Below are 20,315 nucleotides of genomic sequence, written 5' to 3' on the forward strand. Positions count from 1 at the left end.
CATTGACTTGCGTCCTGCTATGCTTAAAGCGGCTGCTGAACTGGTTTGATTAGATGGCCAGGTAGTTCAGGAATGCTTGCGCTTTTCTGTTTAAGCTGTTTGGTACCCTGCGAGTATCGTACTGAGAGCCGACTTCAGCATTGTTCCAATGATAAACATTAGTCAATAAACCAAATAAATATCTTGGATCAATAATGATTTCACTATGTGGCGTTGGCAGTGCAGCGGACTTATCAAAAAATGTTAAAAATTTAGGTTCATTTTTATTGGCGTTTATTACGGCAACTTGTTCGTTAGGCAGTCGTATGCAAAAATAATAGTTTTCATCGCATTCAGACTTGCTTACCGCGTTGCGACTTGCGGGAAAAAGCAGACGTTTCAGTGGAAGTTGTTCTATTTCTTCTTTTGCAATCAGACGTTCGTAATCCATTCGCATTGTTTGTATTTCTTGAATACGTTTTATTTTTTCACGCTCATCGTATTTTTCTTTCCTGATGCGGCTTGGATTGAGATTGTCCGTATCGATTTCACCGCCGTTATCGGCAAGCACAACAGCTTTTTCATCAAACTCCAGGACTTCAACGGGATCGGCAACACCTCTGAAATCATTCAGTCCAACAAGTTTTCCGCCCAAAATATATTTTCCGGCAAATGGAATGTTGACTTTGGCGTCTATTGTTTTTACGAGAGTTTTGTATCGCTCAAAAAAAGCCAGTTTTTTATTGTTGGCTTCAGCCAAAAGCTTATCGTTTGACGTGTCAAAGTAGGTTTGGGGATAGGGGCCTGCACCTGTATAGCCGCAAAGCAAAATATCAACTTCATTGGCTACGGATTTCAACTGGCTGCGCATTTCCTCGTCAAAAATAATATCATTGGCATTTACCACGCAATGTGTTTTGTCGTTGGTCGCCTGATATTTAACGATTATCGCTGAATCAATATCAGAAATACTTCCTGTTTTCTGAGGAATGATTTCTACGGTGGTTTTACCTATTGTCAGTTTTTCCGTCAATATTGTCGGCTCTATCCCATCTGCTCGCATTTTTCCTGCGAGATGATTTGGTAAGTGATTTGCTATCAATACCTTTTTTACGCCATATTTTTCGAAATATTTTTTCAAAAAATCACTGTCGTAGTGGTCAGGATGTATATGCGATACGTAGATGAAATCTACATCGCCAATACTTTCAAGCGGATTTTCGATCTTTGGGAAGTGAAACCAGCTTCCATCGTAAATGCCTTCTGTAAACCAGGGATCGTGAAGAATGGATAAGTCAGGTGTTGTTGTTATTACGCAGGCTGAATAAATGTATCGAACGCTGATTGCTTCTTTGCTTACTACTTTTTCCATTGATGTACTCACTTATGCTAATGTGTAGGCGGTCATTTTACGTGCGACACTTGCTTGTAACAAGCAAAACAGGCGAGGGTAAAATTTTTTTTTTGTTGTAAGGCTTCTTTGCTTACACACTTACTCACACACCTCTGGCAACTGCTTGTTAAGCCACGTAAACATCGGCTACTGTTTGGATATTTTTTCTCCCGATCCGTTGGTACTGTGTTCGACTCACAAGATACCCATCAGAATTTGGCAGTAATAGAAAAAGGCCCCTGCGGGTAACTGCCTGCGCTTTTTCGCGCTGTCGTACAATCGCGGCATTGCGATTGATGATGGATGAAACGAGATGACGGCTGAAGTGAAGATGGAAGATGTCGTCGTGGGCGATGGCAAGGCGGCGGTGCGTGGCGCGCTGATCACGGCCCACTACCGGGGCTGGCTGGAAGATGGCACGGAGTTTGACTCGTCGCACAAGCGGGGTGAGCCTTTTCGCTGTGTGTTGAGCAATAACAAGGTCATCCAGGGCTGGATTCTGGGTTTGCACGGCATGCAGGTGGGTGGCACGCGCAAGCTGTGGGTGCCGGCTGCGTTGGCGTATGGCGAGCGGCAAATGGGTTTGATACCGCCGCATTCCAATTTGATCTTCGAGATTGAGTTGCTGGAAGTGCTGACGCGCGATTGATACGCGATGGTGCAATCAGGCTGGAACGACGTCGCCTCTTTGCAGCAACAGTTGCTCGATGTCGGCGCGCAACGCCTGCTGCGTGGGGAAGTTGGCATAGCGCAAGGTGACATAGCCGGCCAGCTTGAGCATGGCGTCGCGCTCCTTGTCCTCGCGTTCGCGGCCGGCGTGGCTGCGGTCGTCGAGCTCGATCACGGCGATGACGTTCAGTTGCTGGCTGCACAGAACAAAATCGGCCACCTTGCGGTCGAAACGGTTTCTGTTGGCCCATCCTTTCGCCGTCACCAGTGCGGAAAACGCTACTTGCGCCAGCACCGTGCATTCCGGTAATGCCGTCTGCAGCAGGTGGTACATCTGCTGTTCGCGCGCCGTCATCACGGGTTTTCTGTGCAGGCGCAGCGGCCTGCGCGACTTGGCCGTCTGGCGCGTGGCCAGCATGGCAAAGAACAGGATCAAGGCCGCGATGGCGAGCAGGACGATGAAGGGAGGCATGGGCTGGCATCAGAATGGACGAGTCTTGATGGTACGCGAACAGCGGCATGTTTCGTGCCGCTGCCAGCGTATTTCAGGTGGTGCGCTTGTGGAAGATCAAGCCTGTTTCAAGTTCATCTGCATCACGTCCAGCGCCGGCACGATGTCATGCAAGCTGGCCACTTCACAGGTGGGGATGGCGGCCGAGGTATTGGCCATGCTGTCCGGGTTGAACCAGCAGCTGGCTATGCCGTAGCGGTTAGCGCCGAGGATGTCGGCGTCCAGGCGGTCGCCGATGATGATGGTCGTGTCCTTGCTGAATGCGCGCGCCATGTTGGCGGCATATTCGAAGAAGCGCACGTCCGGCTTGGCGTGGCCGCACGCTTCGGAAGTGGCGACGAAGGAGATGTAGTCGCTCAGGCCGGAGGCGGCGATGCGGCGCTTCTGGATGGACTCGACGCCGTTGGTGATGATGCCCACTTCGCCGATGCGCGACAGCGTTTCGCACACTTGTTTGGCGCCATCGATGAGCACGACCGTGTCCGGCAGCGATTCCAGATACAGACGGCTGGCCAGTTCCGGATCGATGGCGATGCCGTTCAGTGCAAACGTCTTGCGGAAGCGTTCCACTTTCAGGAAATCCTTGGTGACGTCACCCGTCTCGAAACGTCTCCACAGGTCGACGTTAATCGCCTGGTATTGGGAAAACAGCGCGTCGATGCCGTCGCGCAAGCCCAGTTCGTGCATGGTGTGCAGGAAGGAGCGTTTTTCGGACGCCCGGAAGTCGAGCAGGGTATCGTCCAGGTCAAACAGGAATAGCTGGTAGGTCATGGTATGTATTGAAAGGAACTTGTCTTGCATCGTAGCACGTAGCGATGAGTTCGGTTGGCCGTGCCCTGCGCGGGCGATCCGCTACAATCGCTGCCAGACTCGTCACTTTCACTTCACCCTCCCATGACCCAGCTTTCCGTCAACGTCAATAAAATCGCCCTGCTGCGCAATTCGCGCGGCCGCAACTTCCCCGATTTGCTGGCATTTTCCGCGCGCTTTCTCGACTTGGGCGCCGCCGGCATCACCTTGCACCCGCGTCCGGACCAGCGCCATGCGTGCTACGATGATGTTGCCCCGTTGCAGCGCCTGTGTGCAGAGCGGGGACGCGAGCTGAATGTGGAGGGCTATCCGGCGGCGGAATTTCTGCAAGTCGTAAAAAGCGCGCGCCCCGCGCAATGCACCCTGGTGCCCGACATGCCGGGGCAATTGACTTCCGATCACGGCTGGGACATTGAACAGCACGCAACGCTGTTGCGTCCCGTCATTGCGGAATTGAACGACCTGGGCATCCGCGTCAGTCTGTTTGTCGATGCCGATTACCCGGCGCTGGAATGGGCGCGCGAGGTAGGGGCGGCGCGGGTTGAACTGTACACGGAGCGGTTTGCCGAGAGTTATGGCGGCGCGCAGGCCGATGCCGTGTTTGATACCTATCTGCAGGCGGCGCGGCGGGCGCAGGCGCTGGGCCTGGGCGTGAATGCCGGGCATGACCTCGATTTGCACAACCTGGCACGCTTCCTGGACATTCCCGGCATCCTGGAAGTATCGATCGGCCATGCGCTGGTGGTTGAGTGCCTTGAGCTGGGCATGGACAAGGTGCTCGGCAGCTATCTTGAGATATGTCAATCGTAGCAGCCTTGGGCGCCGACGCTGGCCGGCCGCTGTAGCCTGAGCCGGACTGGCCGTTCTTCGATGCCGACTTTGCCGTCACGGCACAGACGCTGGCGCAGGTGCAAGCGCTGACGCCCGATGCGGCGGCGCAACTGTGGACGCGCCATGTGTCGGCCCAGCCCGACGAGACGCATCCCATGCAGTTGCGTGAGGGGCATCGCTTGCAGCCGACGGTATCGGGGCCGGACTGGCTGGCCGAGTTCGATGCCGTTTCCGGGGAACACCCCGCACAGCAGGGCCGCGTGGCCGCGTTCCTCTCTTCCCACTTTCATGCCGCCGGGGCAATGCCCGTATTTTTCATGGCCAGCCGGGCGCGCGCCTATGCGCTGACACCGGCCGCGCTTGCCGCATGCTGGCCTTGTTTGCTGGCCATTTCCGATGAGAGTCCCTTGCTGTACCAGCCAGTGACAGGCAAGTTCGTCTGGTGCCGGCCGCATGGGGAGTTGGCGGGTGGCGAGGACGGGCTGCAGTCCGCTACCTGAGTGCACGAACAGCGATTACATATCCACCCACCAGTTAAGCAAGGTTTCATCATCGTCGTCATCGAGGTTGACGTAGATATTGGCGAAGTACCATTCCACGCCCGTCGCTTCGCGGAAGGCGTCGAAGGGGCCGTTGACGTTGTAGATGCCGTGGTGTCCCGGCACGCTGAAGGTGAGGTTGCCCTTGTACTGGCCATCCAGGGTGCCGCCCAGCTGGTTTTGCACGTCGCGTTCGAGCTGGTCCACTGCTGCTTGCGACACATCGTCGGCATAGATCTGGATGCAGAAGTTGCCGCCGCGCTTTAAGACTTCGGCGGGGGCCAGCGGGTCGGCGATGTTGACGATGTCGCCCCGCGCCAGGTTCAGGGTCAGGCCGGGCGAGGCCAGCAGTTCGTAGACGTGCTCGTCGATCTGGCGCGCGGGCAGGGTTTCATACACGGGGCCGTCGGTGTTTTCGCCTGCCAGTACGCGGATATGCGGCAAGCCTTCGCAATTGATGTCTTCCATTCATTCTTTCATAGTGCCGGCGCGATGCGCTATGGGTCGCGCCAGGTTGGGGGTTATGGCAATATTGTACCGGGTACGTGTCTGCTGGCAGGGCACGCAACAGTGCAAACGGGGAGCGGCAATGGAGAATGTGGTGCAAACAGGTGGCTGTTTATGTGGCGCGGTGCGCTTTGAAGTGACAGGCGAGGGCGGCAATCCGCACAGCTGTTCCTGTCGGAATTGCCAGCAGCACACTGGCGCGCCGACGGTGGCGTGGGTGGAATTTGCGCGCGATCAAGTGCGCTGGACGGGCACGGCCGGTGTGCCGGCCACTTACCGCTCTTCCGAGTATTCCAGCCGGGCCTTTTGCGCCGCTTGTGGCAGTTCCATCGGCGCCATCGACGATGCGCCAACGGTGGCTTTGCTGGTCGGCAGTTTTGATGATCCCACCCAGGCGGCCTTTGCGCCCGAATATCACTCGTTTGAAGATGCCAGGCCGGGCTGGTGGCCGGCCGCCACCATTGCAGCTGACTAGCCGCGCCCGGCTTGCAGCAGGGCAGCATGCCGCTACGCTGGCCTGCGGTACTTGTCAGGTGCCCAGGATATGAAAAAGGCACGCCGTGGCGTGCCTTTATATCTTGCCTGACGGCTTGGCGTCAGGCGGCGTGCTTAGAAGCGGTAGCTGGCACTGATGCGCAGTACTGGGTAAGCCTTGAAATCCTTGACCTTGTCGGCCAGTTTGTCGTTTTCAGCGGCCACGTCCGTTTTCAGGGCGGCGCACACCAGCGGGTCGCAGCCGGTATTGCGCAGCGAGGTTTTAGGCGATCCCTGGAACAATACGCCGATGTCGCTGGAAATACCCCAGCCGGCGTCTTTCACCGGGTTGCCCCAGCCGATGCCGATGTAGGGGGCGACCTTGCGGAAATCGATGGTGCCGTCCAGCTGGCCAGCGCTGGCTGCCGTATAGGTGTTGCCGTTCAGTGTATAGCTGCCGCTTTTGTTCGGCTTGCCTTTGGCATCGATTTTATTGCCGTTGTATACGACGCCGGCGCTCACGCGGAAGGCGCCGTCCATGGGGAAGTAGTCGAGCAGGGCGTCGAAGGTGCGCAGTTTGAGTTTCAGCTTGTAGTCGACATCGTCGGTGCTGGAGTCGTAGGAGTAATTCAGGAAGCCGACGCCAAAACGGGCATTCAGATTCGATTGCAGCGGCACGCTCAGGTGCGCGCCGACGCCGGTCGTACCCAGGTCGGCGGCGATGGCCATTTCTGCCTGGGCTTGGCTTGCGCAGAACATGCCAGCCAGCAAGGCGGCGATCAGGTGATGCTGTTTCATGCTTACGGACTCCAGTCGTTAGTCTAATCACGCGATAAATATACCAATGGAAACTAAAGTTTCCATTGGGTAATTTCAGCGGGAATGATAGAGGCTGGATTGTTGCAAGGCAAGACGAAGTGGAAAATGGTGGTGCAAGGTGTTGCTTTTCTGTCGCACCACCTTGCAACGTGGCTTAATTGTGTGTGCTGATGCCGCTGCGGAACTGTTCGAAACCGGCGCGCGCTGCCTTGTAGCAATTGCCAGCGGCCGCTTCCAGGCCTTCGCGGTCGAGCACTTCGACGGTGCCGCGGCGGTACTGGATCAAGCCTTCGTCCTGCAGCTTGCGGGCCGTGACGGTGACACTTTCGCGGCGCACGCCCAGCATGTTGGCCATGGTGTCTTGCGTCACCTTCAGCTCGTTCGACAGCGAACGGTCGAGGCGGTCAAGCAGCCAGCGGCACAGCTTTTGTTCGATGCTGCAATGGCGGCCGCCCACCACGTTCTGTGCCATTTGCGCAAACATGGCGCTGGTGTAGCGCATCAGTAATTGCGCCAGCGCGCCGCCTTCACTGAACACTTCGCGCAGGAAGGCTGTTTTCAGGCGGTAGCCGTAACCGGCCGTTTGCACGATGGCCGTGCAGGTGGCGCGCTCGGCTTCGTACAGCACCACGCCGGCCACGCCTTCGCGGCCGATCACGGCGATCTCGGTGGTGGCGCCGTCTTCCATCACATACAGCAGGGAGACGATGGCGTTGGTGGGGAAGTACGTGTATTCAATCTTGCCGCCACAATCGAACAGGTGCTTGCCGGCAGGCAAAGCGACCAGTTCCAGTTGGCAAAACAGGCGCTCCAGATCGGCGCGCGACAAGGCGCGCAGCAATTCGTTCTGTTGCGCGCCCGTGATGCTGATCATGGGCGTGGCGGGAGCGGGTTGCCAGTTGTGCTGGGCGGCGTGGGTATGCGTGGCTGGTGTCAGGTTGCTATAAGCTTTGTACATGGTAGGGCCTCGTCTTCTGATTTTGTTGGATGGCGCTGCTTTTATGGCTTGCTAGCGTTGTGCTGAATCTTGTATCCACTATAGAACCAGGGGCCGCGGACGGGCATCGGATGAGCCGACGCGCTTATGTAGGCTAGGAACATTGCCTCGTGTCATCCGACTCCTACGCCTGTTCCTTCATTTTTCCCAGTGGAAACAGCCATGCTTGAACAAAAAAATACGCCACGCTGCCCGCTACCCGCGAACTTTGGCTGAATGCCTTGATCAAACCACTCTGTGTCGTCTTACGACGGTGATAAAATGTTGCATTGCGGAAATTTGACTCGTGTGTCGGGATGAGCCGTTGCCCTTGCTCTCCCTCACTGCTTCCTTCCGCTGCTGCCTGCGATGCCTTCCTTGGTCGCCCCACTGCCCGCGCCGTACCTTTGACTGCGCGTGGCTGTCTTGTCCCGTTGACCCGTTTAATGAAGGAAAGCAACGCATGAAATGGTTTTTTGATCTGAAAATTGCCACCAAGCTGATCTTGTCGTTTGGCGCCGTGCTGCTGTTGACGGCCGCGCTGGGCGTGTCGGCGATCTTTTCCATGGCGCGCATCAATACCGCGTCGACCGACTTGTCTGACAACTGGATGCCCAGCGTGCTGGCGGCCATGTCCATGCGCAGCGACGTCAGCGATTTCCGCCGCTGGGAACTGGCGCACATGCTGGCCGCGCAGAATGCCGACATGGCGCAGAATGAAGCGCGCATGACGGAAACCCAGGCCAAGCTGAAGGTAGACGGCGACAAGTATCGCAGCCTGATTTCCGAACCGGGCGAGAAGGAAGTGTTCGAGCGCTTCCTGGCGCTCAACGATGAATTCATGCGCCTGCATGCAGCCATGCTGAGCCTGTCGCGCGACATGAAAAAAGAAGAGGCGCGCGCACTGGCCGTGGGGCCGTCCGCCAAGGTCATGGCGGACATGATGGTGCTCCTCGATAAACTGGTGTCGATTAATACGGATGGCGGCGTGCGCTCGAGCGCCAGCGCCGACGCAACGTATGCGGCCTCGCGCGCCAGCCTGATCGGCTTGGTGGTGGGCATCGTCGTCGTTGGCATGCTGCTGGCGCTGTGGGTGGCGCGCAGCGTGGCGCGTCCGCTGATCGCGGCCGTCGGCGTGGCGCGCCAGGTGGCGGCCGGCGATTTGACGGCGCATATTGTTGTGCAATCGCAAGACGAAACGGGGCAATTGATGCAGGCCCTGAAAGACATGAATGCCAGCCTGCAGACGCTGGTGGGTCAGGTGCGCAGCGGCACCGATACCATCGCCACGGCGTCGAGCCAGATTGCCGCCGGCAACCAGGACTTGTCGTCGCGCACGGAAGAGCAGGCCAGTTCGCTGGAAGAAACGGCCTCGTCAATGGAGGAGCTGACGTCGACCGTGAAGCAGAATGCGGACAATGCGCGCCAGGCCAACACCATGGCGCTGACCTCGTCGAGCATCGCCATCGAGGGCGGCAAGGTGGTCGGTGAGGTGGTGGGCACGATGGCGTCGATCAATGCCTCGTCGCGCAAGATCGTCGACATCATCGCCGTCATCGACGGCATTGCCTTCCAGACCAATATCCTGGCCCTGAATGCGGCCGTCGAGGCCGCGCGTGCAGGCGAACAGGGACGCGGCTTTGCCGTGGTGGCCACGGAAGTGCGCAACCTGGCGCAACGTTCGGCCGCGGCGGCCAAGGACATCAAGATCCTGATCGGTGATTCGGTCGAGAAAGTCGAGGCGGGATCGAAACTGGTGAATCAGGCGGGCCGCACGATGGATGACATCGTTGCCAGCATCACCCGCGTGACGGACATCATGAGCGAGATCACGGCCGCCAGCAGCGAGCAGAGCGCCGGTATCGAACAAGTTAACCAGGCCATCGCCCAGATGGACCAGGTGACGCAGCAAAATGCAGCCCTGGTGGAAGAGGCGGCCGCGGCGGCCGAATCGATGCAAGAGCAGGCTGCCAGCCTGAGCGAAGTGGTCAGCATCTTCAAGCTCGATGTGGCCAGCGCTGCCGCACCGCGTGCGCCTGTCAAGGCGGTCAAGGCGCCGGCAGCCGTGACGCCGGCAGCTGCGCCACGTCAACTGGCCGGCACGGCGCGTCGCGCAGCGCCAGTGGATGAGTGGGAAAGCTTCTGATTAAGCGCGCTTGCGCGGTTTCTTGACGCCCTGGGTGACGGGCGCGGCAGCGGCTTGCTGGCGCTGCTGCCAGGCTCTCAGGGCGTCTTCGTAGGCGGCCAGGTCTTCCTGGTACATTTCCAGCACGCAAAAGGTGCAGCCGCTGTGGCAGCACTCGTCATTGCCCGGTTTGTTGGGCGGCTGCGGTTGCGGATCGTGGGGCAAGGGCGGGGTGGGCATGGTGAGGGCAGGGGACGGCGGAGCTGGCATCGGAGCACGCATGATACGGCATCCCGGTGCGCCGTTGCTGGAACGCTTTTTGCTCAAAAATCACGGTTTCCGTGTACAGTTGCGGTGAATTAGGGTATCGTTTACAGCACTGATATTGTATCTTCTGCGCGCGATGTTCCGCCGGCGCGATCTCCGCCGCCATCGCAGCACATCTCTTCGACGCTCCCGCATACGCCCTACAGCATGTCCCGGAGCACGGAGGTGCCGCAAGAACAATGATCCATGGCTTGCAAGACGGAGCTGCCTGCGCCCCGAAATGTTGTTTATTGAGAAAGCATGGCTTCCGCAGTGCGGAGGCACACCAGAAAATTTATGTCTGAAACCGAATCGACTCCTACGCCTAGCCCGGCGATTGCCCCTGAAGCGGCGCCCGTCGCCGCTGCGCCTGCACCAGCACCTGCCGCACCCGCTGCCCCCAGCCTGACGTTTGCCGACTTTGGCCTCGCGCCTGAAATCCAGCGCGCACTGACCGACCAAGGTTACACCCATCCGACACCGATCCAGGAACAAGCGATTCCCGTGGTGCTGCAAGGCCGCGATGTGATGGGTGCCGCGCAAACGGGCACCGGCAAGACGGCCGGTTTTTCCTTGCCGATCATCCAGTTGCTGATGGCGCATGCCAGCAGCAGCATGTCGCCGGCACGCCATCCGGTGCGCGCACTGATCCTGACGCCGACGCGTGAACTGGCGGTGCAGGTGGCCGAAAACGTCAAGGCTTACGCCAAGCATACGCCGCTGCGCTCGACCGTCGTCTTTGGCGGCATGGACATGAAGCCGCAAACCGTCATCCTGCGTGGTGGCGTGGAAATCGTCATCGCCACACCGGGCCGCTTGCTCGACCATATCGAGCAAAAGAACATCAGCCTGAGCCAGGTGCAGATGCTGGTCATGGATGAAGCCGACCGCATGCTGGACATGGGCTTCCTGCCTGACTTGCAGCGCATCATCAACTTGCTGCCTAAGCAACGCCAGAATCTGATGTTCTCGGCCACGTTCTCGCCAGAAATCAAGAAGCTGGCCGCCACCTTCCTCAACGATCCGCTGACGATCGAAGTGGCGCGCAGCAACCAGACGGCCGACAAGGTCACGCAAGTGGTCTACAAGGTGACGGAAGACCAGAAGCATGCCCTAGTCGCCCATCTGTTGCGCCAGCGCGACCTGAAGCAGGTCATCGTATTCTCGAACACCAAGATCGGCGCCTCGCGCCTGGCCCGCGTGCTGGAACAGGAAGGCATGAGCGCCACGGCGATTCACGGCGACAAGAGCCAGCAGGAACGCATGGCGGCGCTGGAGTCGTTCAAGAAAGGCGAGATCGACGTGCTGGTGGCCACCGACGTGGCGGCGCGCGGCCTGGATATTTCCGACTTGCCTTGCGTCATCAACTTCGACTTGCCGTACAACGCGGAAGACTATGTGCACCGCATCGGCCGCACGGGCCGCGCCGGCGCCTCGGGCGACGCCATTTCGATCTACTCGGATAAAGATGAGCGCTTGCTGGCCGATATCGAGAAACTCATCAAGCAAAGCATCAAGCGCGGTGAATTGACGGGCTTCAACCCGGCTCCCGCCCGCAGCAATGACAGCGAGCGCCGCCCGCCGCGCCGCAGCGAAGGTGGCGAGGCGCGTCCCGCGCGCGCCCCCGAGAGCCGCCATGCCGGCGAGAGCCGCGACAGCCGCTCCGCCGAGCGCGGTGCGCGTCCCGCCTTTGGTCCCGGTGCCCGCCGCGAAAAGGCCGATCCCTGGTTCCTGAAGCCATATGAGCCCGCCAAGGCAGCAGCCCCGGCTGCCGCCAGCATGGCGCCTGCCGCGGCCAAGCCGAAACAGAAGGTGGCGGCGTTGCTGGGTGGATTGTTGAAGCAATAATATCCGTCTGTGCCGAGCGATGTATCGTATGCGTGGGCAAAAAAAGGGGGAGGGGATGGCAAGTTTGCTGGGCGACTTTGAAAGAAAAAACCGGCAACGCTCTGTGAATATTGCCGTTCTTTAGGTTATGTCACCGTCAGATGTGGGAGTGTGCCCAGCGTTGTTTTCAATAACGTTTCTGGTGAAGGATGCGCCTGTGGTGCCAGCCCAGGTAGTTCGGCAGTTAGCGCGTCGCCACGCCGTGAAAGGGCAGTAGCCATTCGCGCAAGCGGCTGTGATAAGCGTTGACGTTCTGCACGTGGGGGGCACCCCGCACGTGGATGCCGGTGCCCAAGTTGACGGCCTGGTGGCTGATGCCCGCCTCTCTGGCAAAGGCCGGGTAGGAGGCATGGCTATCGGTTGCCAATAGAATATCTTGGTTGATAACGGACAACAAACAGCGGTGCAGCTGTGCTCTTGTCATCCCCCTTTGTCCGTGACGCAATCAAGGGTCTTGCCGGTGCGGTCACGCGCCATCAAGATGCAGACTTGCTTATTCGAAATACCGTACCGCTGCGCATAGCCGTCCCGGCGGCGGTCCGTACGCGTCATCTGCCTGGATCCCTTTTCTGATGCCGGCACACACAGTTTATCGGCCTCGGCAATGCCATGCATCCGTTCCGTTTTGGCTGCGCTGAGAACGAGGTGGCGTCAGCGAAATGTGGTGTTGCGGTGCAACCTCAGCTGCTGAGCGGCCTGGCGCACCGAGGCGGAATCGAGCAGGCAATCAGCATAGGCGATCCACAGCGCCTTGTGGCGCAAACGGGCCAGCGGGGTTACCTGTCAAGGCATTGAGGTACGCCTGCAAGGTACGCAGCGGTAGCGCTGCAGGCCGTGCGCATAGTCATGCCGGTGCAGATGAGGCGAGCGGCAGGCGGCACAGGTCAATCGCGGCTGCACCACACTTTCCATAAGTGCGACGGTCGCGTCATGTGGCGCGTTGCCACGCAGCAGGGCCATGGACGCCTGCCGCTGGCGTCGGTTCAACTGCGCAAAACTGCGCGATAAGGCTGATCCATTCGACTGGCTGCATGATCTGCTTCCGTGTGGTAAGTATGCAGAGCCAGACAGCACGGCCAACGGAAGATTCCGGTATTTCTCCTATTTGTCGATGACAGAACCTTTTTTACGTCATCTAGCGAGAACGCAAGATTGGATTTGCTGGTGCGGATTGCGTCTGTAGGCCAGGGCTTAGCCGCGTTGCCTGGCTTTCCTCTTTTTGAAATAGGCAGACGTCCTCAATAGTTGAGTGCGACATCATTTCCAGTTGGGTATGAATACGTCAGATTTGCCCAAGAGTTATTGCGGACAGGCCATGAGCATGGATGCTCATGGCCTGTCCGCACTGCCAGGTTTACTTTTGCAGTTTCAGGCTGTTGTTTTTCCACCACAAGCGACCGCCAACAACGCCTACCGCCAATATGAATCCCAAGGCGAGGCCCGTCAATAAAGCTATCAACAGACTCGTTGTACGATGTTGCGGCAAATCTGGGCCGGCAATGAAACGGCTCTTTTGCAAATATAAGCTACTCGCAGTTTGATTTTCAATAGTGATCCGGTTGAAAACCTCCTTGATCACTTCATTGTCCAGATCTTTGTCCTTGAAAGTGGCTATCTTGATAGGTTCGAGGCCACGCAGAACACTTTCACCGGATTTGGTACCGTTTAACATATCTTTAGTTTTACCGAAATACTCACCTAATATGACGGTTTGTGTTTTATCACGCCGGATTTTTATTAGTTTCTCTTTCGTTTCAGCGACTTCAACTTCATTGGTTGTTAATTGGGCGGTTGGCGAAAGATAGCGGGCAGTCTCCTCTGTTACCGAGACGACCTGACGTGCTCCTTGCTCGGTGGAAACGGGATAGCGTGAGATGATAGATTTCAATTCCCGGTTTTTACGTACCAATTCTTCCAGCTTTTCATTTTGTTCAATAATGTCATTGTCGAGTTTTGTGATTTTTGTGGAAATTTCAATATCCTTGAAGCGCAACATATCAGAATAATTCTGATATATGATGGCGTCCATTACATAGCGACCTAATAGTAATACGGCACTTCGCGCCATGTCCGGTGTCGTTGCTACATAATTGATGCGCAAACCAATGACATTATTGCTTTCATCTTTATTAGATTCCATGCCAAGTTTTTTGGCATCAAGCTTTGTAAACGGAAAAATTGGCTCGATCAGGTTGCTGATGCCTTCTCGTGAATTGATTTTCTGTAGCAGCGATTCAGCGCTGACGTCTCCTGCAAGCTTATTTTGTACGTAAAAATCGGAATACTTTTCGGCGCTATTATATACGGCTTCATAACGCTTATAGTTCGACAGAGCGATTCCCGGTGGCGGTTCCTTGGCCAGTTTATCCGCAACCGGCATTATTGGAATTGCGCCGCCAAACTGGAAAAAACCTTCGCTCTTATATTTCCCTGTCAAAATGGCGGTCGTGAGCGTTAGCACCATGGCCAGGATGGTAATGCCGGCAACCAATCCGCGCGCACGCCACAACATGACGGCCAGATCTGTCAGATTGAGTTCCTTGCTGTCCTTATCTTCCGCGACTAACGCATCATGTGTTTCCAAAATTCCTTCTTTCATATCGTTTTTTTCGATAGGCATTTGTTGCTTTCAATTGTACAGAGTTGTCGGGGTGACTATGCGCCCCCTGTTGTTATTGTGAAGAAACTTAAAATCTATTGGTTGCAATTATTGGATATCTGTGTTAATACGTCAATGATCGCGTTCTGCGCGGAATTGCCGATGATGCGAGATGCTTTTAATGGGTGATTTACGTAAATCATTGATTCGTAATGGCTGGGTAGTTACGCTTGGGCTGGGATGGAAATTGAAGAGACGCTGTAGCTAAAAATTAAGCATGAGAAAGATTTTTCTCAAGATGAGCCCAGTCAGGCGCACACACTAATCCCAGCGAGCAACATACAACATTATAAGGGTTTGGGTGTAATTCATCATGGGCAATTGTGACAAGGTGTAAAAGCTTGCTATTTCCTTGCTGCGCAAGGGGGGGCGGGCGTATATCATAAGGGATGCTGCTGCCGGGTTGAGGTGTTATGTTTCTATGCTAGCAAGTGTAACGATTCAAAAGATATTCACTCAGGTACCTGCTTGCCTCCATGTATCGAATAGGGACTTCGAGGCCGGGCCTGACGTTGGCGCCATCGTGGTTTGTCATGTAAGGTGCGAAGCATAGCAGGGTAAATGCTGTCATCGGCACCAGGGGGCGGACGCCGATAAGCTGATGCTTGGGCGCCGTTGTCAGGTGAAGTATCGAACGGCCTTCCTGCTTTTGTTGATTGGATTGATGTGCCTGATGCGTAGTGAGCGCCTAACAAAACGGTAGCGAGCGGGTGTGAGGCTCGGCGTTCTCGTCGGCCTGCGAAGCGGAGCTGTACGAATGTATTAGGCCTGCTGCGGCCGGATATGTTTGCGGCTGTAAGTCGCAACGCGCAGTAGGTTTTGTTAGGTGTTCTTAGTCATGCCGCACAGTCTGGGGTGTGCTACTTCGTTTAAAATAGCTGCTTCTGGCGTGCAGAGTTATATAGGGGCATTAATATGATATTAGTAAGTGGCGGCGCCGGTTTTATTGGTTCCAATTTTGTGGTGGATTGGTTGGCGCATAGCAATGAACCTGTGATTAATCTGGATAAATTGACATATGCTGGCAATCTGCAAAATCTGCAGTCATTGAATGGTGATCCCCGACACATTTTTGTCCACGGTGACATCGGCGACACGGCCCTGGTGGCTGCCTTGTTGGCACAGTATCGACCGCGTGCCGTGCTGCATTTTGCCGCGGAGAGTCATGTCGATCGTTCCATTCTGGGGCCGGCTGCGTTTGTCGAGACGAATGTCAACGGGACCTTCAATTTGCTTGATGCCGTGCGCGGCTATTGGGCGGCATTGCCAGATGCGGAGCGCCTTGCTTTTCGGTTTTTGCACGTCTCCACCGACGAAGTGTACGGCACGTTAGGGCCGGATGACGCGCCGTTTACTGAAACGACGCCATACGCACCGAACAGTCCCTATTCTGCCACCAAGGCGGCATCGGACCATTTGGTGCGCGCGTACCATCACACCTATGGCTTGCCTACGCTGACGACGAATTGTTCCAATAACTACGGGCCATTTCACTTTCCTGAAAAATTGATCCCGCTAGTGATCGCCAATGCCCGTGCTGGCAAAGCCCTGCCTATCTATGGCGACGGTCAGCAGGTGCGCGACTGGTTGTATGTCGGTGATCACTGCGCGGCCATACGTCGGGTGCTGGAGCAGGGCGCCGTCGGGGAAACTTACAATGTCGGCGGCTGGAACGAAATGACCAACCTCAGTGTCGTGCATACATTGTGCGATATCCTTGACCGGCTCGATCCAAAGCCGGACGGAGCATCTTACCGTAGCCAGATTACCTATGTCGCGGATCGTCCTGGTCATGACCGCCGCTATGCGATTGATGCGCGCAAGATTGAACGTGAACTCGGCTGGAAGCCAGCAGAGACCTTCGAAAGTGGCATTGCCAAGACGGTGCAATGGTATCTCGATCATCAGGACTGGGTGCAGAATATCCAGTCAGGTGCCTATTTGAACTGGGTCCAACAGAACTATACGCAACGCGCCGTCTTGGAGCCAACGTCATGAGTCTGCAGCGTAAGGGAATTATCCTGGCGGGTGGGTCGGGTACTCGCTTGTATCCAGTGACGATGGCTGTATCGAAACAGTTATTGCCGGTGTATGACAAGCCAATGATTTATTATCCGTTGACGACCCTGATGCTGGCGGGTATCCGCGAGATATTGATTATCTCGACGCCACAAGACACACCCCGCTTCCAGGAGTTGTTGGGCGATGGACACCAGTGGGGGCTGGAGCTGAGCTACGCCGTGCAACCCTCGCCTGATGGCTTGGCGCAGGCCTTCATCATAGGTCGGGAATTTATCGGCGATGCGCCATCCGCCCTGATTTTGGGCGATAACATCTATTACGGACACGATTTCGAGTCGCAACTGCTTGCCGCATCCAGCCGTACGGAGGGGGCTACGGTATTTGCGTATCATGTGCATGACCCTGAACGCTATGGCGTGGTTGAATTTGATGCGCAGCGGCGCGCCGTCAGTATCGAAGAAAAGCCCTTGCAGCCCAAGTCTCATTATGCTGTTACAGGCCTGTATTTTTACGACAAGCAGATTGCGGACATCGCGGCATCGATCAAGCCATCGGCGCGCGGTGAGTTGGAAATTACCGATGTTAATCAGATTTATTTGCAGCGTGGCGAGTTAACTGTCGAACATATGGGGCGTGGCATGGCGTGGCTCGACACCGGAACGCATGAGTCATTGCTGGAGGCTGGGCAATTTATTGCCACGATTGAGAATCGGCAGGGCCTGAAAGTGGCTTGTCCAGAAGAAATTGCTTTCCATCGTGGATATATTGACGCGGAGCAATTAAACAAGCTTGCGCAATCGTTGAAAAAGAATAGCTATGGCCAGTATTTGTTGCGATTGTTAAATGAAAAAGTATTTTGACTATTATTATGGAAATCCAGAAGACGGCGATTGCCGACGTAATGATAATCGAGCCGAAGGTGTTCGGGGATGATCGTGGTTTTTTCTACGAAAGTTTTAACCAGAAAAAATTCCAAGAATTAACCGGAGTTAATGCTCATTTTGTTCAGGATAATCACTCAAAATCCGCCAAAAATGTATTGCGTGGACTGCATTACCAAATCCAGCAGGCGCAAGGTAAGCTGGTGCGCGTTGTCGCTGGCGAGGTATTTGATGTTGCGGTGGACTTGCGTAAAAGTTCTGCGACTTTCGGTCACTGGGTAGGGGTTCTGTTGTCCGCCGAAAATAAGCGACAGTTGTGGATACCGCCTGGTTTTGCGCACGGCTTCATCGTAACCAGCGACTCGGCCGAGTTCCTGTACAAAACGACCGACTACTGGGCGCCGCAATTTGAACGCAGCCTCCAGTGGAATGATCCTGCCATTGGCATTGAATGGCCGCTCGATGGGGAGCCACTGTTGTCGAGCAAGGATCAAGTGGGCGTATTGTTGGCCAATGCAGAGGTATTCGCGTGAAAATATTGTTGACAGGTAGTACTGGTCAAGTCGGTTATGAATTGCTCCGCAGCTTGCAGGGTCTCGGTGATATCGTCGCTCCCGGCCGTGCACAAATGGATCTGTCGAACCTCGATCAGGTGCGTGATGTTATCCGTGCCGTCAAACCTGACCTGATTGTCAATCCGGCCGCCTATACGGCGGTAGACCAGGCTGAGCGTGAGCCTGAATTGGCCATGCTGGTCAATGCCCGCGCGCCAGAGTTGATGGCCGAGGAGGCTCGCAAGCTGGGTGCGGCCATGATTCATTATTCGACCGACTATGTGTTCGATGGGGCAAAAAATGGCCCTTATTCGGAGGAGGATGTAACGGCGCCGATCAATGTCTATGGACGTAGCAAGTTGGCTGGAGAGCAAGCAATTCAGGCGGCAGGTATCGATCATCTGATCTTGCGTACTAGTTGGGTTTATGGGATGCGCGGCAAGAATTTTCTGCTGACTGTGCTGCGCCTGGCGCAGGAGCGTCCTGAGCTGCGCATCGTTGGTGATCAGTATGGTGCACCGACCTGGTGCCGAACGATTGCCGATGTTACGGCGCATATCGTGGCGCGGATTGGAGCGGATCGGCCTGACTGGTGGCGCCGTCATGGCGGTGTGTATCACCTGAGTGCGCAAGGCAGCACCACCTGGGCTGGTTTTACTGAGGAAATCCTTCGAAATGCCGCTCTGGCATCACCGCCACAGGTAAGGTCGATCACGACGAGTGAGTATCCCTTGCCTGCTCCTCGTCCCGCTTCTTCCTTGTTATCGAGTGAGCGCCTGCGGCAGGTGTTCTGCGATTTGCCTGAGTGGACGGCAGCTTTGCGCTTATGCATGGAGCCCTGATTGATACAAGCCATATTCATTTTCCATATTGAAAAGTGTGTGGCGATGTGATTGTGGGTCAACATGGAATGCGTGCCAGTAGGTGTTTTTTAGCGAAAAACCGCATTTCAGACAACTCACTAATGTTAAAATGTGGTGGGAATTTTTAAGATAGCAATGAGAAATATTTCCTGGCAGTTTTAATTTCGCCAATTTCTTGTTGCTAAGGAAGCATTTGTTTTAAAAATAATTCAACATTTAAGAGTTGCTAATAAATAAAGTTTCAGCATCGTTTCTCTATTTTTTGAGGAAATATTTCACACTCTTCACTAGCTATGTTTCTTGATGCGTTTCCAATATCCGCATTGAATGCGCAGCAAGGTACGTCCTTTTTCGGATTGCCCGGAGGCGTTCGCAATATGGCTGCGTAAAAACAGCATGGTATATGCAGATGGATATTTTCAATTGATTAATATTGTCAAAGCATCCTGAGGCTGTACTCCGTCTTAATTTTGTCATTCAATTTAATTTAAATATAAAAATGTTATCAGATAAGTCTATCCTCATTACCGGTGGAACCGGTTCGTTCGGTAAAGCATTCGTGAAAACCGTGCTGGAACGCTATCCAACGATCAAGCGCCTTGTGGTATTTTCGCGCGATGAATTGAAACAGTTTGAAATGGCGCATGAGTTTTCGGATGAGAAATATGCAGGCATCCGTTATTTCATTGGCGATATTCGCGATGAGGCCCGCCTGCGCCGTGCGCTGGAAGGTATCGATATTGTGATCCACGCTGCTGCGCTGAAACAGGTGCCAGCTGCGGAATACAATCCGTTCGAATGCATCAAGACCAATGTGCTGGGTGCGCAAAATCTGATTGAGGCATGCCTGGATACCAAGGTGCAGCGTGTGGTTGCCCTGTCAACGGACAAGGCGGCTGCGCCGATCAATCTGTACGGCGCCACCAAACTGTGCTCGGACAAACTGTTCGTTGCGGCTAACAATATCGTCGGTAATCGCGATTTGCGTTTCAGCGTCGTTCGTTACGGCAACGTCATGGGTAGCCGCGGCTCCGTGATTCCTTTCTTCCTCGAACGCCGCGCGACGGGCGTCCTGCCGATTACCGATACGGCCATGACCCGTTTCAATATCAGCCTGCAAGAGGGCGTCGACATGGTTCTGTGGTCGCTTGAAAATGCATGGGGCGGTGAGGTTCTGGTGCCGAAGATTCCTTCCTACCGCATCACCGATGTGGCCGAAGCAATTGGACCTGAATGCAGCTTCCCGGTTGTCGGCGTGCGCCCTGGCGAAAAGATCCATGAAGAGATGATTACTTCTAGCGACAGTTTCAATACCGTCGACATGGGTCGTTATTACGCTATTTTGCCGATGAGCGCCAAGTATTCGACGCAAGAGTATTGTGACAAGATGGGGGCAAAGCTGGTTCCGCCGGGATTCTCTTACGATAGTGGTAGCAATACTGATTTCCTGACCAAAGAACAATTGCGCGAGCTGATCCAGACTCACGTCGACCCAACTCATACCGCGTAA

At 55.4% G+C, this 20,315-nt stretch carries 18 protein-coding genes and 2 pseudogenes; 11 read left to right on the forward strand and 9 right to left on the reverse strand.

Annotated features, from left to right (window positions below; all coding sequences use genetic code 11):
• Nucleotides 1–49 precede the first annotated feature (49 nt).
• Entirely contained in the window at nucleotides 50–1,351 is a 1,302-nt protein-coding gene (locus SJI03_RS03155) for an MBL fold metallo-hydrolase (protein WP_322426215.1), read from the reverse strand.
• Between the two features lie 334 nt (nucleotides 1,352–1,685).
• Here SJI03_RS03155 and SJI03_RS03160 point away from each other — a divergent pair, with 334 nt between their 5' ends.
• A complete protein-coding gene (locus SJI03_RS03160; RefSeq protein WP_322426216.1) occupies nucleotides 1,686–2,021 on the forward strand; it encodes an FKBP-type peptidyl-prolyl cis-trans isomerase in 336 nt (111 codons plus the stop codon).
• Nucleotides 2,022–2,036: 15 nt separating this feature from the next.
• Here the strand turns inward: SJI03_RS03160 and SJI03_RS03165 are convergent, their stop codons facing one another.
• Both SJI03_RS03165 and SJI03_RS03170 read right to left on the reverse strand, forming a co-directional pair.
• Complete coding sequence (locus SJI03_RS03165; protein ID WP_322426217.1) at nucleotides 2,037–2,513, reverse strand: DUF2726 domain-containing protein; 477 nt, start codon at nucleotides 2,511–2,513, stop codon at nucleotides 2,037–2,039.
• A gap of 96 nt (nucleotides 2,514–2,609) precedes the next feature.
• Nucleotides 2,610–3,323, reverse strand: a complete 714-nt coding sequence (locus tag SJI03_RS03170; protein ID WP_322426218.1) for a YjjG family noncanonical pyrimidine nucleotidase — start codon at nucleotides 3,321–3,323, stop codon at nucleotides 2,610–2,612.
• Nucleotides 3,324–3,446: 123 nt separating this feature from the next.
• Between SJI03_RS03170 and SJI03_RS03175 the strand changes: the two genes are divergently transcribed.
• Together SJI03_RS03175 and SJI03_RS03180 are read left to right on the forward strand one after the other, a co-directional pair.
• Nucleotides 3,447–4,172, forward strand: coding sequence for a pyridoxine 5'-phosphate synthase (locus SJI03_RS03175; RefSeq protein ID WP_322426219.1), 726 nt, complete (start codon nucleotides 3,447–3,449; stop codon nucleotides 4,170–4,172).
• A gap of 56 nt (nucleotides 4,173–4,228) precedes the next feature.
• Nucleotides 4,229–4,693: pseudogene (locus SJI03_RS03180) on the forward strand (DUF2947 family protein); the annotation flags it as partial.
• Nucleotides 4,694–4,708: 15 nt separating this feature from the next.
• Here SJI03_RS03180 and SJI03_RS03185 read toward each other — a convergent pair.
• Nucleotides 4,709–5,200, reverse strand: coding sequence for a DUF4265 domain-containing protein (locus SJI03_RS03185; protein WP_322426220.1), 492 nt, complete (start codon nucleotides 5,198–5,200; stop codon nucleotides 4,709–4,711).
• A gap of 133 nt (nucleotides 5,201–5,333) precedes the next feature.
• On the opposite strand from SJI03_RS03185, the gene SJI03_RS03190 reads away from it, so the two are divergent.
• A complete protein-coding gene (locus SJI03_RS03190) occupies nucleotides 5,334–5,714 on the forward strand; it encodes a GFA family protein (protein WP_322426221.1) in 381 nt (126 codons plus the stop codon).
• A gap of 134 nt (nucleotides 5,715–5,848) precedes the next feature.
• Here the strand turns inward: SJI03_RS03190 and SJI03_RS03195 are convergent, their stop codons facing one another.
• Both SJI03_RS03195 and SJI03_RS03200 read right to left on the reverse strand, forming a co-directional pair.
• Entirely contained in the window at nucleotides 5,849–6,511 is a 663-nt protein-coding gene (locus tag SJI03_RS03195) for a hypothetical protein (RefSeq protein ID WP_322426222.1), read from the reverse strand.
• A 175-nt stretch (nucleotides 6,512–6,686) separates the two neighbouring features.
• Complete coding sequence (locus SJI03_RS03200; RefSeq protein WP_322426430.1) at nucleotides 6,687–7,406, reverse strand: Crp/Fnr family transcriptional regulator; 720 nt, start codon at nucleotides 7,404–7,406, stop codon at nucleotides 6,687–6,689.
• Nucleotides 7,407–7,971: 565 nt separating this feature from the next.
• Between SJI03_RS03200 and SJI03_RS03205 the strand changes: the two genes are divergently transcribed.
• The gene (locus tag SJI03_RS03205) at nucleotides 7,972–9,654 is read left to right on the forward strand and encodes a methyl-accepting chemotaxis protein (RefSeq protein WP_322426223.1); all 1,683 of its coding nucleotides are present in this window, start codon (nucleotides 7,972–7,974) and stop codon (nucleotides 9,652–9,654) included.
• Here SJI03_RS03205 and SJI03_RS03210 read toward each other — a convergent pair whose 3' ends face one another.
• Nucleotides 9,655–9,915: an oxidoreductase-like domain-containing protein gene (locus SJI03_RS03210; RefSeq protein ID WP_322426224.1), complete on the reverse strand. Its 261-nt coding sequence runs from the start codon at nucleotides 9,913–9,915 to the stop codon at nucleotides 9,655–9,657. It abuts the gene before it with no gap.
• 321 nt (nucleotides 9,916–10,236) lie between these two features.
• On the opposite strand from SJI03_RS03210, the gene SJI03_RS03215 reads away from it, so the two are divergent.
• Nucleotides 10,237–11,787: a DEAD/DEAH box helicase gene (locus SJI03_RS03215; RefSeq protein WP_322426225.1), complete on the forward strand. Its 1,551-nt coding sequence runs from the start codon at nucleotides 10,237–10,239 to the stop codon at nucleotides 11,785–11,787.
• A 125-nt stretch (nucleotides 11,788–11,912) separates the two neighbouring features.
• On the opposite strand, the pseudogene SJI03_RS03220 reads toward SJI03_RS03215, so the two are convergent.
• Together SJI03_RS03220 and SJI03_RS03225 are read right to left on the reverse strand one after the other, a co-directional pair.
• Nucleotides 11,913–12,859, reverse strand: a pseudogene (locus SJI03_RS03220) (IS1595 family transposase).
• A 321-nt stretch (nucleotides 12,860–13,180) separates the two neighbouring features.
• A complete protein-coding gene (locus tag SJI03_RS03225) occupies nucleotides 13,181–14,446 on the reverse strand; it encodes a lipopolysaccharide biosynthesis protein (protein WP_322426226.1) in 1,266 nt (421 codons plus the stop codon).
• A gap of 954 nt (nucleotides 14,447–15,400) precedes the next feature.
• Here SJI03_RS03225 and rfbB point away from each other — a divergent pair.
• From rfbB to pseB, 5 genes are all read left to right on the forward strand, one after another.
• Nucleotides 15,401–16,483, forward strand: a complete 1,083-nt coding sequence (rfbB, locus tag SJI03_RS03230) for a dTDP-glucose 4,6-dehydratase (RefSeq protein WP_322426227.1) — start codon at nucleotides 15,401–15,403, stop codon at nucleotides 16,481–16,483.
• Entirely contained in the window at nucleotides 16,480–17,367 is an 888-nt protein-coding gene (gene rfbA, locus SJI03_RS03235; protein WP_322426228.1) for a glucose-1-phosphate thymidylyltransferase RfbA, read from the forward strand. The genes rfbB and rfbA overlap by 4 nt, the downstream gene beginning before the upstream one ends.
• Nucleotides 17,368–17,375: 8 nt before the next feature.
• A complete protein-coding gene (gene rfbC / locus SJI03_RS03240; protein WP_322426229.1) occupies nucleotides 17,376–17,921 on the forward strand; it encodes a dTDP-4-dehydrorhamnose 3,5-epimerase in 546 nt (181 codons plus the stop codon).
• Nucleotides 17,918–18,784 carry a dTDP-4-dehydrorhamnose reductase gene (gene rfbD / locus SJI03_RS03245; protein WP_322426230.1) on the forward strand — a complete coding sequence of 289 codons (867 nt, stop codon included), beginning with the start codon at nucleotides 17,918–17,920 and terminating at the stop codon, nucleotides 18,782–18,784. The genes rfbC and rfbD overlap by 4 nt, the downstream gene beginning before the upstream one ends.
• 520 nt (nucleotides 18,785–19,304) lie before the next feature.
• Nucleotides 19,305–20,315, forward strand: coding sequence for a UDP-N-acetylglucosamine 4,6-dehydratase (inverting) (pseB, locus tag SJI03_RS03250; protein WP_322426231.1), 1,011 nt, complete (start codon nucleotides 19,305–19,307; stop codon nucleotides 20,313–20,315).

The sequence above is a fragment of the Janthinobacterium sp. GMG1 genome (genome assembly GCF_034427795.1).
Classification (GTDB): domain Bacteria; phylum Pseudomonadota; class Gammaproteobacteria; order Burkholderiales; family Burkholderiaceae_D; genus Janthinobacterium.

Excerpts from the sequence above, each read along its gene's own strand:
- SJI03_RS03155 (WP_322426215.1), bottom strand. The coding sequence starts at position 1,351 with ATGGAAAAAGTAGTAAGCAAAGAAGCAATCAGCGTTCGATACATTTAT.
- SJI03_RS03225 (WP_322426226.1), bottom strand. The coding sequence starts at position 14,446 with ATGCCTATCGAAAAAAACGATATGAAAGAAGGAATTTTGGAAACACAT.
- SJI03_RS03185 (WP_322426220.1), bottom strand. The coding sequence starts at position 5,200 with ATGGAAGACATCAATTGCGAAGGCTTGCCGCATATCCGCGTACTGGCA.
- SJI03_RS03195 (WP_322426222.1), bottom strand. The coding sequence starts at position 6,511 with ATGAAACAGCATCACCTGATCGCCGCCTTGCTGGCTGGCATGTTCTGC.
- SJI03_RS03160 (WP_322426216.1), top strand. The coding sequence starts at position 1,686 with ATGACGGCTGAAGTGAAGATGGAAGATGTCGTCGTGGGCGATGGCAAG.
- SJI03_RS03205 (WP_322426223.1), top strand. The coding sequence starts at position 7,972 with ATGAAATGGTTTTTTGATCTGAAAATTGCCACCAAGCTGATCTTGTCG.
- SJI03_RS03215 (WP_322426225.1), top strand. The coding sequence starts at position 10,237 with ATGTCTGAAACCGAATCGACTCCTACGCCTAGCCCGGCGATTGCCCCT.
- SJI03_RS03175 (WP_322426219.1), top strand. The coding sequence starts at position 3,447 with ATGACCCAGCTTTCCGTCAACGTCAATAAAATCGCCCTGCTGCGCAAT.
- rfbC (WP_322426229.1), top strand. The coding sequence starts at position 17,376 with ATGGAAATCCAGAAGACGGCGATTGCCGACGTAATGATAATCGAGCCG.
- rfbB (WP_322426227.1), top strand. The coding sequence starts at position 15,401 with ATGATATTAGTAAGTGGCGGCGCCGGTTTTATTGGTTCCAATTTTGTG.
- SJI03_RS03170 (WP_322426218.1), bottom strand. The coding sequence starts at position 3,323 with ATGACCTACCAGCTATTCCTGTTTGACCTGGACGATACCCTGCTCGAC.
- SJI03_RS03165 (WP_322426217.1), bottom strand. The coding sequence starts at position 2,513 with ATGCCTCCCTTCATCGTCCTGCTCGCCATCGCGGCCTTGATCCTGTTC.
- pseB (WP_322426231.1), top strand. The coding sequence starts at position 19,305 with ATGTTATCAGATAAGTCTATCCTCATTACCGGTGGAACCGGTTCGTTC.
- rfbA (WP_322426228.1), top strand. The coding sequence starts at position 16,480 with ATGAGTCTGCAGCGTAAGGGAATTATCCTGGCGGGTGGGTCGGGTACT.
- SJI03_RS03200 (WP_322426430.1), bottom strand. The coding sequence starts at position 7,406 with ATGATCAGCATCACGGGCGCGCAACAGAACGAATTGCTGCGCGCCTTG.
- SJI03_RS03210 (WP_322426224.1), bottom strand. The coding sequence starts at position 9,915 with ATGCGTGCTCCGATGCCAGCTCCGCCGTCCCCTGCCCTCACCATGCCC.